The organism is Desulfosediminicola flagellatus, from assembly GCF_005116655.2.
In the GTDB taxonomy this organism is placed as follows: Bacteria; Desulfobacterota; Desulfobulbia; order Desulfobulbales; family Desulfocapsaceae; genus Desulfopila; species Desulfopila flagellata.
In genome coordinates this window covers 4,651,054-4,666,000 of the sequence record NZ_CP050698.1, presented here as the reverse complement: position 1 = coordinate 4,666,000, position 14,947 = coordinate 4,651,054, and the positions used below count along the sequence as shown (strand labels likewise).

15 protein-coding genes are annotated in these 14,947 nt (G+C 45.2%); 5 read left to right on the top strand and 10 right to left on the bottom strand.

The annotated features are described in order from the left end of the window. Positions 1-533: 533 nt before the first annotated feature. Entirely contained in the window at positions 534-704 is a 171-nt protein-coding gene (locus FCL46_RS19290) for a hypothetical protein (protein WP_153307105.1), read from the top strand. Between the two features lie 193 nt (positions 705-897). Here FCL46_RS19290 and ald read toward each other — a convergent pair whose 3' ends face one another. The 10 genes from ald to FCL46_RS19240 form a co-directional block, all read right to left on the bottom strand. Next, positions 898-2,016, bottom strand: coding sequence for an alanine dehydrogenase (gene ald, locus FCL46_RS19285; protein WP_136805760.1), 1,119 nt, complete (start codon positions 2,014-2,016; stop codon positions 898-900). Between the two features lie 103 nt (positions 2,017-2,119). Then, the gene (locus FCL46_RS19280; RefSeq protein ID WP_136805759.1) at positions 2,120-2,563 is read right to left on the bottom strand and encodes an Lrp/AsnC family transcriptional regulator; all 444 of its coding nucleotides are present in this window, start codon (positions 2,561-2,563) and stop codon (positions 2,120-2,122) included. 646 nt (positions 2,564-3,209) lie between these two features. After that, a complete protein-coding gene (locus FCL46_RS19275; protein WP_136805758.1) occupies positions 3,210-3,410 on the bottom strand; it encodes a hypothetical protein in 201 nt (66 codons plus the stop codon). 36 nt (positions 3,411-3,446) lie between these two features. After that, positions 3,447-4,670 carry an NADH:ubiquinone reductase (Na(+)-transporting) subunit F gene (gene nqrF / locus FCL46_RS19270; protein ID WP_136805757.1) on the bottom strand — a complete coding sequence of 408 codons (1,224 nt, stop codon included), beginning with the start codon at positions 4,668-4,670 and terminating at the stop codon, positions 3,447-3,449. A gap of 70 nt (positions 4,671-4,740) precedes the next feature. Continuing rightward, on the bottom strand, positions 4,741-5,349 hold the full coding sequence (gene nqrE / locus FCL46_RS19265) for an NADH:ubiquinone reductase (Na(+)-transporting) subunit E (RefSeq protein WP_136805756.1): 609 nt from the start codon (positions 5,347-5,349) through the stop codon (positions 4,741-4,743). After that, a complete protein-coding gene (locus FCL46_RS19260; protein ID WP_136805755.1) occupies positions 5,349-5,972 on the bottom strand; it encodes an NADH:ubiquinone reductase (Na(+)-transporting) subunit D in 624 nt (207 codons plus the stop codon). The genes nqrE and FCL46_RS19260 overlap by 1 nt, the downstream gene beginning before the upstream one ends. Continuing rightward, positions 5,965-6,747, bottom strand: a complete 783-nt coding sequence (locus tag FCL46_RS19255) for a Na(+)-translocating NADH-quinone reductase subunit C (protein ID WP_136805754.1) — start codon at positions 6,745-6,747, stop codon at positions 5,965-5,967. Before FCL46_RS19255 ends, FCL46_RS19260 begins: the two co-directional genes overlap by 8 nt. After that, on the bottom strand, positions 6,740-7,948 hold the full coding sequence (locus tag FCL46_RS19250; RefSeq protein WP_136805753.1) for an NADH:ubiquinone reductase (Na(+)-transporting) subunit B: 1,209 nt from the start codon (positions 7,946-7,948) through the stop codon (positions 6,740-6,742). The genes FCL46_RS19255 and FCL46_RS19250 overlap by 8 nt, the downstream gene beginning before the upstream one ends. Positions 7,949-7,976: 28 nt before the next feature. Continuing rightward, complete coding sequence (locus FCL46_RS19245; RefSeq protein WP_136805752.1) at positions 7,977-9,326, bottom strand: Na(+)-translocating NADH-quinone reductase subunit A; 1,350 nt, start codon at positions 9,324-9,326, stop codon at positions 7,977-7,979. A 1-nt stretch (position 9,327) separates the two neighbouring features. Then, positions 9,328-9,516: a hypothetical protein gene (locus FCL46_RS19240; RefSeq protein ID WP_136805751.1), complete on the bottom strand. Its 189-nt coding sequence runs from the start codon at positions 9,514-9,516 to the stop codon at positions 9,328-9,330. 496 nt (positions 9,517-10,012) lie between these two features. Here FCL46_RS19240 and FCL46_RS19235 point away from each other — a divergent pair, with 496 nt between their 5' ends. The 4 genes from FCL46_RS19235 (at position 10,013) to FCL46_RS19220 (ending at position 14,946) form a co-directional block, all read left to right on the top strand. Next, positions 10,013-12,412, top strand: a complete 2,400-nt coding sequence (locus FCL46_RS19235; RefSeq protein WP_136805750.1) for an ATP-binding protein — start codon at positions 10,013-10,015, stop codon at positions 12,410-12,412. A gap of 336 nt (positions 12,413-12,748) precedes the next feature. Beyond that, positions 12,749-13,081, top strand: a complete 333-nt coding sequence (locus FCL46_RS19230; protein WP_136805749.1) for a carboxymuconolactone decarboxylase family protein — start codon at positions 12,749-12,751, stop codon at positions 13,079-13,081. 348 nt (positions 13,082-13,429) lie between these two features. Beyond that, the gene (locus FCL46_RS19225) at positions 13,430-13,879 is read left to right on the top strand and encodes a MarR family winged helix-turn-helix transcriptional regulator (protein ID WP_136805748.1); all 450 of its coding nucleotides are present in this window, start codon (positions 13,430-13,432) and stop codon (positions 13,877-13,879) included. After that, positions 13,876-14,946 (top strand): efflux RND transporter periplasmic adaptor subunit, encoded by a 1,071-nt coding sequence (locus FCL46_RS19220; protein ID WP_136805747.1) that lies wholly within the window; start codon positions 13,876-13,878, stop codon positions 14,944-14,946. The genes FCL46_RS19225 and FCL46_RS19220 overlap by 4 nt, the downstream gene beginning before the upstream one ends. The last annotated feature ends 1 nt before the right edge of the window (position 14,947 follow it).

Here is a 14,947-nt window from a genome sequence, read left to right as displayed (position 1 = left end):
GGTTAGTGTATCAAGCGGGCCTGACATATATCTTGAGTTGTTGCTGCGCGAAAGGATGGTGTTTTCTCTATAAGAAAGTTATGGACGGATGTAGGATATTAATCGTTGTATTCTCGGTTGATTAGTGTGGACTGAGAAATATTAAATTATTTGCAGATAATTCTAAAATCATTATCCAGAAAGGGAGCAGATTACCGGAGTAAGAAAAATGTCAGACGATTGGGGCAGGTCAATGGCGTATTTCCAGGAAAACGTGATCCATCAAACATGTGTAGAATAGTGAATTGATTGAGCGTTCATAAAGTAAATATGACGCACTGTTTTTTTAAAAAAGAGGTGCTTGAGTGTGAAATTAATTGCAATATCCACTGTTATCTGTTCGAAGTTCTGTTCTTCCTGTAAATGGAATATTGCTTTCACTTTTTGAATCTGGTATATCACTGCGTGGCATTTTGACGTGGGGTTTATAATGTCAGCTGATGGGTCTCAGGAGCCCTGGAAATTGTAATACTGTTTTAGATAGGAAATACGAAGTGGATTTAGATACTGTTATTTTGTTAGTACTGACAGCATGTGCTTTTGGTTGGTATATGTCGTTTAGCATAGGTGAAGGAAGAAATGAAATTAAGGCGCGTGATCAGTATGATTTGGAACGTTTGAAGCGCGCTGAACGTTTACGAAATATGTATGGGAAGTCCAAGTAGTGCCTGTTGGGGGGGGAGCATCTCTAAACAGTAACACCAATCTTCGAATTCTATAGCTTAGGTGTCATTTGTGATTCATCTATCTGCTTAGCTTGCAGATGAGTGATTATGCCTCTGGAAAAAGCAAAAAAAAAGCCGATGCTTCATATCTTGAAGCATCGGCTTTTTAAGCTGTATATCGATGACTAGTGAATTAGTCCTGAAGTACTGACTCAACAGCTACGTAATCAAAACCGAAAGCTTCAGCTACTGCTTTGCAGGTGATCTTGCCGTTGACTACGTTCAGGCCAGGAACGATTTCTGCATTGTCCTGACATGCTTTTTTCCAGCCTTTGTTGGCGATCTGTACTGCGTATGGGAGGGTAGCATTTGTAAGTGCCAGAGTAGAGGTCTTGGCGTAAGCGCCAGGCATATTGGCAACACAGTAGTGAACGATACCATCAACGACGTAGGTAGGCTCTGCGTGGGTGGTAGCTTTAGAGGTCTCAAAACAACCGCCCTGATCAATAGCAACGTCTACAAGCACAGAACCTGGCTTCATAACCTGAAGCATTTCGCGAGTAACAAGCTTAGGAGCTTTAGCGCCTGGAATGAGAACTGCACCGACCACGATATCTGCTTGCGCCATTAACTCACGAAGTTTTGGAGTGCTGCTCATTACTGGGATGCAGTTTGCAGGCATTACATCGTCAAGGTAACGGAGTCTGTCAAGGTTGGTGTCCATCAGATATACTTTTGCACCAAGACCGCATGCCATTTTAGCAGCGTTGATACCAACGATACCACCACCGATTACAACTACGGTTGCAGGCTCAACTCCAGGTACGCCACCAAGAAGGATACCGCGTCCGCCGGTAGGCATTGACAGGTGATGTGCACCCTGCATGGTTGCCATACGGCCGGCAACTTCACTCATTGGGGTGAGCAGTGGCAGGGAACCGTCAGCTTTCTGGATGGTTTCGTAAGCAATGTTGATGGAGTTAGCTTTAACGAGAGCATTGGTCTGTGGCTCATCAGCTGCGAGGTGAAGATAGGTGAAAACGATCTGATCTTCACGGATCATATCATACTCAGATGGCTGAGGCTCTTTGACATGCATTACCATGTCTGACTCTTTGTAGATTTCTGCAGGTGTTTCAACAATGGTAGCGCCGGCTGCAACATACTCTTCGTTTGCAAATCCGCTTCCTAATCCAGCGTTGTTTTCTACGATAACCTTGTGCTTGTTGGCAATCATAACTTCAACGCCAGCAGGGGTCATTGCAACACGATTTTCCAGTACTTTTATTTCCTTAAGAATTCCAACGATCATTCTGTCACCTTTTCTGAGTAATAATGATGAGTGTATACATCCTGGTGCGACTCCACATCCGGAGGAGAGGGTGGACATGAAGCCACACCAGGAAATTTCCTGCCTATAAAATGTACGGGACTTTCAGGTTAAAGCCCTCGTAGACAATAAAGCTTTCAACAGTTTGTACGTCTTCGATTTTGGTAACCTGACCGGTGATGAATTCCAGGAGGTCATAATCGTCATTAAGCAGTACTTGCAGAATCAGGTCATATCTTCCTGTTACGATTCCTGCTGAAACCACTCCTTTTAGCTTGCTGAACTCCTGAGCTTTTTTTTGTAACTCCATGGTCTTGAGCTTAACCCCGAGGTACAGCAGGTTGTGACCGGGAAGAACATCAATCCGAATGTTGCCGGATATATCAAGAAGACCCTCTTCGATCATCTTGTTGACCCGACTACGAACCGTGTTTTCGGTAATAGAAAGGTCTTGAGCTATCAGCTTATAGGATTTGCGACCATCTTTAAGGTGCCGGATAATCGCCATGTTGGTTACATCAAGTTTCATTATCTGTCTTCGGCTGGGTGTTTACGTTCGAGCAATTCTTTACCCGTCTGGAATCTTTGTTTACGCTGAAGCCTGTATACGTTTAATTTTGCAAAAAGTCAAAATAAAATATTTATTTTTATGTAAAGCTAAAAAATAAAGATGATTAGTGAGGTAAAGGTAAGTTGTGTTTTCTTGGGTGTCAACTTGAGGAAACCGAATTTTATCAGGATTCCTGGCGGATCAGGATAAAAAAATCTATGCCTTCTCCGAAACTGATCTGTTGCTAAAAATTTTGTGAAGAACATGCCGACTGACGATCGTTTGAGAGATAGGAACACGGTTATGAACGATTGGCATGCGAGTCACAACTGGTCATCGGTTATTTCACGATAGCACAAGTGGAGAGCAAATTACAAAGTGGTGAAGTAAGGTTTTTATCGTGATTCATGTTTCAAATTGACGAAAAACGCAGGACTGTTGATGAACATTGACGTAAACAGTGTATATTTTTGCCGGGGATAGGTGATATGAGTGGAGGTGAGCTACAGGAGGGTGGTCGCTTGTGACGATGAGCTCTTCTTTACAGTGTGAAAGGCCATAAAATGATGATCAGTTCATGACCTTTGTGTTTGTTCGCTATGTTCACTGGTTTCTATTTAGGAACTCAAGCATTACTCGTTGATTTTTCATTTCCCGATTGAAGCTGACTTGCGCAGCTTGAGCACATCACACCTGCACTTTTATGGCATAATCCGGTTAAGCCGTGCCGGGTAAGATTCGCCCGTTGTTTACTATAGTTAATAATGAGAGCTGAAGTACCCACTATAAAAAAGGTTATTGTAAAGAGCAGTAAAAAGGCAGTCATCTGTCTCCCTTATAATAAAATCTGAACGCTCGTCGGTTAACCACCAAAATCATCACAGTGTATATTATCTGTTTCTACACCAAGATTCTCGAGCATGCTAATAACTGAAGTATTCATAATAGGCGGGCCGCAGATATAATAATTAATATCTTCCGGGGCCGGATGATCTTTTAAGTATTTTTCATACAGCACATTATGGATAAATCCACTATCTCCGTCCCAGTTATCTTCAGGGAGAGGATCTGATAAAGCGAGATGGAATTTGAAGTTGCTGTTATTATTTTCAATTTCGGCAAAATCCTCGAGATAAAAACACTCCTTGAGGCTTCTTCCTCCATACCAGAATGAAACCTTGCGATCAGTATTCTTAGCCTTAAACAGATCAAAAACATGACTTCTGAGTGGAGCCATACCCGCGCCACCACCTATGATGATAACTTCTGAGTCACTATCATCCATGAAGAACTCACCAAAAGGCCCTGAAATTATGACTTCATCACCTTCTTTGAGGTTGAAGATGTATGAAGAAACCTGACCAGGCGGGATGGGTTTTGTCGCTCCCGGCGGAGGGCTTGCGATTCGGACATTAAGCTTAATCACCCCTATTTCACCAGGGTAGTTGGCCATAGAGTAGGCACGGGTAACCGGAGTGTGAACGTGTGACTGGTATTGAAACATCTGAAACTTGGTCCAGTCACTCAGATAGCTTTCGCCAATATCAAAGTTGGCATATGAAAGCGTATGGGCGGGAACTTCTATCTGAATATAGCCGCCAGCTTTAAAATCAACATTCTCACCTGGAGGAAGTTCTAGCACCAGTTCTTTAATAAAGGTTGCAACATTCTCGTTAGAGACGACTTTGCACTTCCATTTTCGGGCATCCAGCATAGACGGCGGAACTTCTATCTTCAGGTCTCGCTTGACAGGTACCTGACATGAAAGCCGCATTCCTTCACGAGCTTCACGGTTATTAATCTTTCCTTTCTCGGTGGGCAGGATTGAACCTCCCCCTTCTTCGACTATGCAGCGACACTGGCCGCAGGTGCCACCACCACCACAGGCGGATGAGAGAATGATGCCATTATCCGCTAAAGATGTGAGCAGCTTACCACCTGGTTTGGTGGTAAAAACTTTATCCTCGTTTATGGAGATCGTAATGTCTCCACTGGGAAGCAGTGTTTTCTTGGTGACAACGATAAGCGTAACCAGAATAAACTGGAGTGAGAGAAAACAGAGTACACCGTAAATAATTTCATTCATAATCTGCCTCCAATAGTCTTCTTATCTTTTCTTATAAGCATTTTTTCTATTCGGCTCCACGGCAGATAAATTACAGTTCCATTCCGGCCAGTCCCATAAAGGCGATGGCCATGAGTCCTGCAGTAATAAAGGTCATTCCAAGGCCTCTGAGGCCGGCTGGCGGGTCGGCGTATTCACTTCGTTCACGAATGCCTGCCAATGCAACAACAGCAAGAAAAAAGCCTGCTCCGGCTCCAATTCCGTAGGAGACACTCTCGCCGAAGGTGTAATCACGCTCAACCATAAAGAGCGAAGCACCAAGGATTGCGCAGTTTACAGTAAGCAGCGGCAGGAAAATGCCCAGCGTGTTGTAGAGGGCTGGCAGAAATTTATCGAGCACCATTTCCAAGATCTGAACAACCGCTGCAATGATTGCAATATAGGTGAGCAGCCCGAGAAAAGTGAGGTCGAGATCAGGTTGACCTGCCCAAGCCAGAGCACCCGGTTTTAGAAAAGTGTTAAGAATCAGGTTGTTTATCGGAACCGTGATGATCTGCAGAAAAAGAACCGCAGCACCAAGGCCGATTGCAGTTTTAACCTGTTTTGAGATCGCCAGAAAGGTACACATCCCCAGGAAAAAACTGAGTGGCAGATTTTCCAGGAACGTTGAGCGAAGTATTATATCGAGATAGTGACCCATCAGTCTTTCTCCTGTTGATCCGTATCGATAGAGCGAATTGCCCAGATGATGAGCGCGATAATAAAAAAGGCGCTGGCGGGCAGTACTAAAAAACCATTTCGTACATACCAGCCGCCGTTGGTGGTGAGTGTCATGATCTCGTAGCCAAAAAGCGACCCTGATCCGAAAAGCTCACGGATGAACGCGACCGTCATGAGTATGACGGAGTAGCCGAGCCCGTTACCGATACCATCCATAAACGATGCGACCGGAGGATTACTCATGGCAAAGCCTTCAGCGCGTCCCATAACGATACAGTTTGTGATAATCAGGCCGACGTAGATAGAGAGCTGTTTCGAGAGTTCAAAAACATACGCTTTCAGTATCTGATCAACAAGGATAACAAGTGTAGCGATAACCATAATCTGTATGCCGATTCTCACAGAGTTCGGGATCTGGAAACGAACTATACTGATGGTAAGGCTCGAAAAAGCTACAACCAGTGTAACACAGATAGACATGACAAAGGCTGTGGACATCTGTCCGGTTACAGCAAGAGCTGAACAGATACCGAGAATCAGCAGCGCAATGGGGTTACGCTTAAATATCGAGAGCGTTAACAGCTCTTTATTGGTTTCAGCCATTAGTACTCTCCTTACTTTGGAGTTGCGCAAAAAACGGTTTAAAACCGTGATCACCAAACCAGAATTCCAGCAGATCACTTACGCCGATTGAGGTGAGGGTTGCACCTGAGAGGCCGTCAATCTGATAGTCCGCATCAGGATTTGCGCTATCAACACTGCCCTTGATAAGGCTCAGTGAAAGCGAGTTGTCTTTATAGAGTTGTTTGCCTTGCCAGCTATCCTGCCATTTGCGGTTTTCTATTTCACCACCAAGGCCGGGAGTTTCACCGTGCTCATAAAAAGAGACTCCCCGGATAGTCGTGAGATCAGCGTCTATTGCTACATAAGCATACATGGTAGACCACAATCCTTTACCGCGAACCGGTAGTATGATCTGCGATAATTTGCCGTCTTTGTTCACCATATAGACAAGAGAGTATTTCTCCTGTCTGCCGAGTTTGGCTACATCTGAATCAGCGGGTATTTCGCGGCCAAAATCGTCGGTGAAAGCAGCTCTACGTTGATTGAATGTCCGTGGATTGACAGTGTCGTCGCTAACGAATTTTCCGGTTTCAAGTTCGACAATACGGGTATCAATATCAGCAAAGAGCTCTTCAACAGGAGTGTTCTCCTGATAGAGACCGGCCGCGTAGAGGATGTTTTTCTGGCGGTCAAGCTGGCGGTTGGCTTCCTGTTTCGGCCTCAGTCCGACAGCTGCACCGGCAACAAGGGCAGAGCAGGCAAAGGCCAGAATCAGTACAGAATAAAATGGCTTTGCAGGAGTAATATCAACCATGACGAAGCATCCTCCTCTTGATGTTGGCCTGGAGAACAAAATAATCTATGAGCGGGGCGAAGACATTGCCGAGCAGAATTGCCAGCATAACTCCTTCCGGGTACGCCGGGTTGGCCACCCGAATAAGGATGCATAAAAACCCGATCAGTCCTCCGTAAAACCACTGCCCCATGCGGGTGTGAGCTGCGGAAACCGGATCAGTAGCCATGAAGACCATGCCAAAGGCAAAACTACCAAGTACAAGATGGTAATGGGGTGGAATGGTGTAGAGTGCATTAGCAGGTTCGGCCTGCAGCATAAAAAAGAGCGAAGCGATTAAGCCGCCTATCAACATCGATACAATAACTCTCCAGGGTGCAACCCGCGTTGCCAGGAGGACGATCGCACCAAGCAGGCAGGCCAGTGTGGAGGTTTCTCCCATTGACCCTGGGAAATTTCCGATAAAGAGTTGGGTCCAGCTATAACCGAGACTGGCAATACCTGTTGATGGATCGGCAACTGCAATAGCTCCAAGCGGTGTTGCGCTGGTTACGCCGTCAACTGCTGTCCAGATAGCATCGCCTGTTATCTGAGCCGGGTAGGCAAAATAGATAAAGGCTCGAGAAGCAAGCGCCGGATTCATAAAGTTCCTGCCAACCCCGCCAAACACCTCTTTTGCGAAAACCAGGCCAAAGCTGATGCCCACAGCGACCTGCCACAGCGGAATTGTCGGCGGCAGGGTAAGGGTAAAGAGCAGACCGGTTACCAGAAAGGCTTCTGAGAATTCATGGCCGCGTATAATGTTGAAAACTCCTTCCCAGAACGAGCCGACCAGCATGGTAACGATATAGATCGGAAGGAAATAGAGTGCACCATGCAGCAGGTTAGACAAAAGGCTTGCAGGGTCACAACCAACCATCATCATGATAGAACCGCGCCAGCCTTCAGGGGCTGTTAAGCCCAGTGCGGCGAGTGCGGCGTTGGCCTGATAACCGGTATTCCACAGTGCCATGAAGGTGCAGGGAATAAGTGCAATGAGCACCGTTGTCATGATCCGTTTCAGGTCTATGCCGTCCCGGACATGGGGTGCCGTTTTGGTAGTGGTGTTGCTGCCAAAGAGGAAGGAGTCAAATGCCTCATAAAGCGGGTACCACCGCTCAAGGCTACCGCCGGATTCAAAATGGCGGCCAAGATCTTCCATATATTTACTGAGTTTTTTCATGGTGTCTCGTTGTGTGGTAGAACCGGGATCAGCCTTCCAGTTCGATGGTTGTCAACACGTTGCGCAAATTCTCACCGAATTCACCTTTTCCCGGACAGGTGAAGGAGCAGAGCGCGAGATCTTCTTCTATAAGCTCAAGACAGCCGAGTGCCTTGGATTTTTCCGAATCTTCCACTTCCAGAGCTTTTAACAGATAGATGGGGATGATATCCAGTGGCATCACATCCTCGTATGTGCCAAGCGGGTAAAGTGCCCGCTTTCCGCCCCAGGTTGCTGTGTTCATAGGAAGTTTAAGCATCTTGTTCAGTGCCGAAATAAATACCGGCTTAACCGAGAAACGGTCACTTCCGGGCATTGCCCAGTTAAAGATACTGCGGCCGCTGTTATCAGGCAGAACAGTCACCTGATTGTGGTAGCGTCCGAGAAAGCCGTGAACATCAGTTCCTGTGCGTCCGCTAAGAGCAGATCCTGATATAATACGAAGCCTATCGTCGATCAGTTCACCGCGACAGAGTTCTTCTAGATCTGCACCTGTTCGTGTTTCAACAAGCGAAGGTTCTTTTACACCGGGACCGGCAAGCGAGATGATTCTCTCGGTCATCAGTTCACCGGTTCGAAAAAGGTAACCAATGGCGATAATATCCTGATACCCTATCTGCCAGACTGTTTTATTTTCATGAACCGGGTCAATCAGATGAATATGGGTAGAAGGCAACCCGGAAGGATGAGGGCCGGTGAATGACCAGTAGGTTAGCCCTTCCGCTAATTCATGGTTCAGGATTTCCCGATTTTCAGTACAGTAATGAAAAGGAATATCGAGAATTTTTTTGAGAATGTGCAGGCCGCTTTTATAATCTTCGCCCGATCTCTTGATGATAATTTCGGGGTTTGGTGAAAGCGGCTCACTGTCAATCGCGGTGATAAAAAGTGAGACAGGAGTGGTGCCGATAGCAGGCACCTTGCCATACGGGCGTGTTCGAAAGCTTGTCCAGAGGCCCGAATCGATGAGTGCAGTGATAATCTGTTCGTTGCTGTAATATTCAAGCGGCTGAGCAGGATTGGTCATGAAGGAGACTGAATCTTCTCCGTTCAATTCGATTATCAGTGACTCAAACTTTCTCTTTTTCCCCCTGTTTATAGCGATAACTTTACCGCATCCCGGGGCTGTGTATTTAATTCCCGGCGATTTTTTATCGGTAAAGAGCAGCTGACCGGTTTTCACCATGTCGCCAACATTTACCTCCATCGTCGGTTTCATGCCAATGGAGTCGTCGCCGACTATTGCAACCTGACTGACCGGCGAACCGGGCCTGATTGTAGAGGCAGGAGCACCGGTAATTGGCAGGTCCAACCCTTTTTTAATATCAAAGTGTTTCATATCAGCCAAAGAAATTTGAGGTGTGATAACTGTTGAGTTTCTTGTCGATCAGATATCCTGCGCAGCCGTCCATGGGGTTGAGCAGGGTGAGTCCGTTCTCTTTATCAAGTACCATGACAATAGTTGCAAGACCATCAGCCTTTGCAACAATCTGAAGAAAATTTCTGCGGTTATCTTTTTTGCTCGTCATCTATCACCTGTATATGGATCGTGTCAGGCTGGCCGAAAATGTTCAGCCCCCTGGAGCAAGGCATCTTCTGAAATTGCAGGTAATGAGTATTTGTTAAGAATCAGTAAAAATCTCCATCATTATAATAGGAATAAGCCAGTGAATCAAATCTAATTCTGAAAGTAGGAATTATCCTCCCCATTGAAAATTCAGTAAAAAACTCTAAACAGAGACTGATTTTGATACAGCTTGTGGCAGAGTAAATAGATTCCGTTTGTACATTGCATGCAAATACGGATACTTTTGCGGAAATTCGTGTGTAATGACATTGTGATTTTTTTTGATTGTGCTCACAGGTTATTGTTTCTACCTGAAATTATTTACACGCTTGTGAAAATTTTGTACCAGGTGATTGTGCGAAAAGCATAAAATCGAATATGCTCCAGGTAGTTGTTGGGTTTGCTGTGAATTATAGGCAGAAAGTATACAGATGAATTCTTATGAAGGGAGTTGAAACATGGGGATTGGCAAGGCATACGAGAAATTAGGACTTTTTTATCTGGGCCGTGAGCTTGATCTTACAGATATGACTCCAACACCAACCCCACTGCTGTATAGAAACCGGAATCTTACAACTCATGGAGCAATAATCGGCATGACCGGCAGTGGTAAGACGGGGCTGGGGATCGGCCTGATTGAGGAAGCTATAATGGATAATATTCCCTCAATCATCATTGACCCTAAAGGAGACATGGGAAACCTGCTGTTGAATTTCAGCGATCTGAAACCTGAAGATTTCAAACCCTGGATTGATCCAGCAGAGGCCGCCGCCAAGGGTGAATCTGTTGATGAATATGCAACGAGGATAGCAGAAACCTGGAAAAAAGGACTTGCTTCCTGGGATCAGGACACATCACGAATTGCTGAACTGAGTTCAAAGACCACAATGACTATCTATACCCCGGGCTCAAGTGCCGGGGTAGCTGTTTCAGTGTTAAGCGGGTTTGATGCTCCTGATGCAGAAGTAGTTGAGGACACTGACACCTTCAATAGCCTGGTTAATTCCACAGCAACAAGCCTTCTGGCCTTAATCAATATTAAAGGCGATCCTCTGCAGAGCAGAGAACATATCCTGATCAGCTCACTCCTGCTGTATTGCTGGCGAAACGGTCAAAATCTTACACTTGAGCAGCTGATAGGTCAAATTGTCAGTCCTCCTTTTGATACAATCGGTGTTTTCCCTCTTGATACATTTTTCGCTCAGCCTGATAGAATGAAACTTGCGATGTTGCTTAATAATATTCTGGCCAGTCCAGGCTTCAGTGCCTGGACGCAGGGAAATCCCTTGGATATTCAGCACATTCTTTACAGTCCGGAAGGTAAACCCCAAACTGCGATTTTTTCTTTGGCACATTTGAGTGAATCTGAGCGAATGTTTTTTGTAACCACGCTGCTTACCCGGTTTATCACCTGGATGAGGTCCCAACCTGGAAGTTCTTCGCTTAAAGCGCTTCTCTATATGGATGAAATTTTCGGATACTTCCCGCCTACAGCGAATCCTCCTTCAAAAAAGCCGATGCTGTTACTGCTTAAGCAGGCGAGAGCCTATGGCTGCGGAGTTGTTCTTGCCACCCAGAACCCGGTGGATCTTGATTATAAGGGGCTGTCAAATATAGGTTCCTGGTTTATCGGACGATTACAAACCGAGCAGGATCAGCAACGTGTTGCATCCGGTATTGCAGGAGCGAGTGGCGGGCGGCTCGAGGAAGGACAGGTAAAAGCGTTGCTCAATAATCTGAAATCCAGACAATTTTTACTCAATAGCGCGAACCTTGATGAGCCTGTGTTATTTGAAAGTCGATGGGTTATGTCTTATCTCAAGGGACCGATCTCGTCGAAAGATATTTCTGTACTCATGGCGCACCGTAAAAAGGGTGAGAATGCGACCGATATAAAGCATCCACATACCCAAAGCACGAGAAAGCCGCCGCAATTTACTGATTCTGCAGTTAGCCAAAAACCAGTACTTTCTGCTGAGATCGAACAGCTGTATTTTATGCAGAATATCACTGAAGACCGGATGACATTTGAACCATATCTTGCAGCAGTCAGCAAGGTACGCTTTTTCAAAGCTACATGTGGCGTTGATGAGGTTAAAACTGTTGCCGGCAAAATCCCTATCGACGAACACTTTAACCATCCCAAATGGGATGAAGCCGAGATGCTTTCGTATGAATTAGCTGATTGTACTTCTTCTCCTCCATCGGAGAGCTGGTACATGCCGCTTCCGTCATCCATAAGTAGTTTAAAAAATCTGCGAACGTTGACCAAGTCATTTTCAGATTATCTCTATCAATCACAAAGGCTTGAGCTGTTCAGGTGCCGCTTGCTCAAACTTGAATCGAGACCGGATGAAGAATTGGGCAATTTTAAGGTGCGCATAAGTGATGAGTTACGAGGCAGGAAAGAAGAAGCGGTTGAAAAGCTGCGTAGCAAATATGCGGTAAAACAACAGCGCCTTGAACAGCGTTTGATGAAGGCGCTGCAGAAAGTTGAAAAAGAAGAGTACGATGTGAAATCGCGGACAACGGACACACTTCTATCGATTGGTGTTGCAGTTGTTGGTGCTTTTTTTGGCAGAAAATCCTTTTCCACGACGAGTGTATCGAGAGCGGCGACAGGAATGCGCAAGGCAAGCAGAGTGGTAAAGGAGAAAGGTGATGTGAAACGGGCAGAAGAGGATGTGGAGCTTGTGCAGCAGGATCTTGAGGACCTCGCTGTTCAAATTGAAGAGGAAATTGAAACAATAACCGAATCATTTGAACCAGAGCAGTATGAGATTGAGACTTTCGCAATTAAGCCGCGAAGAAGCGACATATTCGACGTACAGGTCTGTCTGGTATGGGAGACTATGTAGTTTGTCGATTAAGGCTACGATATGACAGGTTTAATGCTGTTGTTTGCTGGTGGGTTTAAGCAACTGCTTTAACAACTCATATTGGTGGAAGTTAAGATAGTGGTGAAAAAGTGTCATTAGTGCTGGAAATTCTATCTGGATGTGGTAATGCAAAGTTAGGAGATGCATGTTTATGAAACCAGGTTTACAGATACTGTTCCTCCTATACTTCTTTTTGCATTAAACGGGGCCCAAATATGATTTGGAAAAGCGTTGCAGAAGTTGGGCTGGATGAATGTCATGGTCGATAGGCATGTGTTGTTAAACTGAAGACAACTTATCCATAAAGATCAGAAAATGAGAGACAAAAAATACCCCAGCAGAACTTATTATGAGGTCTCAAAGTGTTACCCCAATGTTATGGGATCGCTAAAAGAACTTGGCGTAACTGTGAGAAATGCGGGTCCGCTTGATGAGAAAACAACTCATCTTATCCAGCTTGCAGCAGCGGCAGCCAACAATTCCGAGGGTGCAGTGCATTCGCACGCACGTAGAGCTCTTGAAGCTGGTGCCAACACGCAAGAAATCTATCATAGTCTGATTCTGCTGATCCCCACTTGTGGCTTTCCACGAGCTATGGCAGCAATCTCCTGGTGCCGAGACATACTCGAAGGAGAGTGCGGAGAATAGCGGGATCGTTATGTAATTTGGTATATAGTACAACACCGGTTAAATAACTGCATAGCGTAAAAAAATCCGGTGTTGTTATACTATTCTTTTTGCCTGGGCAGGCAACGTATTTAGTTGTTATCTCATCTCTTTGTCCTGCAATATCTGCTCTCTCGTCTGTTCTTTTTTCCACTGTTTCTAATCCCTCAATGATACTGTAAATACTCATTGTAATGTTTTTTCGATTCACTCTTGAAAATATATTGCTTCATATACTTTGTAGTAGTTGACACGTATAAGGTTTACACGTTAATAGTTGCCGCATTAACTAATAACGTGTTTATTTGCACAGAACTCTACGTGGTGTTTATGAAACAGTGTAATCCTGAGCCAATAGGTCGTGTCATTTATATGACTACGATGGCTCTGAAGAAGTATCTTGAAAGCAGGTTGAAGCCGTACGATCTCACCGTTGAACAATACCAGGTACTAAAATCGCTTTCAGAAGAAGATGGTGCTGTGCAGTCCAGATTGTGTGAGCTTGTGGCAAAAAGTCCTGCCAATATCACTAGAATTTTAGATCGACTTGCTAAAAAAGAGTATGTCGAGCGCAGGGATAACCCCGAAGATCGCCGCTCTACGCTCGTATATTTAACTGCTACCGGTGAAGGTCTGTTATCCCAGGTAATAGAGAGATTGGCGAATTGTGAAAGTAAAGTAACGGCAGGTATCAGCCAGCAGGAGATTGAACAGATGCGGCGAAACCTGAAGATGATATGCAGTAATATCGATGAAATAACGGGAGAAAACGCGAGATGAAATCACGGAAAATTCAGAGTAGCTGGTTACTGTTTTTGTTGATTCCTATACTCTGTGCCGGACAGACTGTCTGGGCAGCAGGGCCGCCACCGGCAAGGGTGGTACTTGGTAAGGTCGTACAGCAGGAGGTGGCACAGAATCGTTCGGTTATAGGTGTTCTCTACTATGAGCGCACAAGTGATATTTCGACTGAAGTGGCCGGTCTTGTAGATAACGTAAAGGTTGATCAGGGTGACAGGGTAAAACAGGGTGATACTCTGGTAGAGTTGAACACTGAAATTCTTGATCAGGAAATTTCCCTTACCAAAACCCGTATCAGTCAGGCACAGCTTCGCATTGATAATACGCTTAAGAATTTCAAAAGATTAGAAAAACTCTATAAAGAGGCTGGCGTTAGCGAAAAAGATTTTGATGATGCTGAATATGCCTTTCAGGATGCTCAGATGGAGAAGAAGGCGAGTCAGGATACCCTGAAAAAGCTTATGATCCAGAAAAAACGCAGCATCATTACTGCACCATATGGTGGGATTATTCTTACTAAAGATGTCGATTCGGGTGGCTGGGTACAGCAGGGGAAGCAGCTTGTAAGTCTAGGATCGAGTGAAGATCTTTACGTAAGGGCACCTATTGCCGAAAATCTGCTTCAATATATTGAGATAGGTGGCAAGGTTCCGGTTACAGTGACCGCTTTCGGAAATGAAACGGAAGGTACCGTTATTGATATTGATCCTGTTGCGGATGTGAAAACAAAAAATATTTTCTTGAAAATTAAGATAGCACCACTTCCGCTGGTTGCCCAGAATATGTCAGCAACTGTCCATGTCCCTTCAAGTTCTAAGCAACAGTTAAAAGTACTTCCACGAGCGGCAATCGTTAAGTTCAAGGGCAGTGATTTTGTCTATACCGTTAAAGACGGCAAAGCGGCAATTCTGCCAGTAAACATCGTCACATTCATGGGCGAGAGCGTAGCGGTTGATAATCCATACATCGTTCCCGGTATGGGAGTGGTGATCGAGGGTAACGAGCGTTTACGTCCTGATCAGGCTGTTACTGTAGCAGGAGAATAAC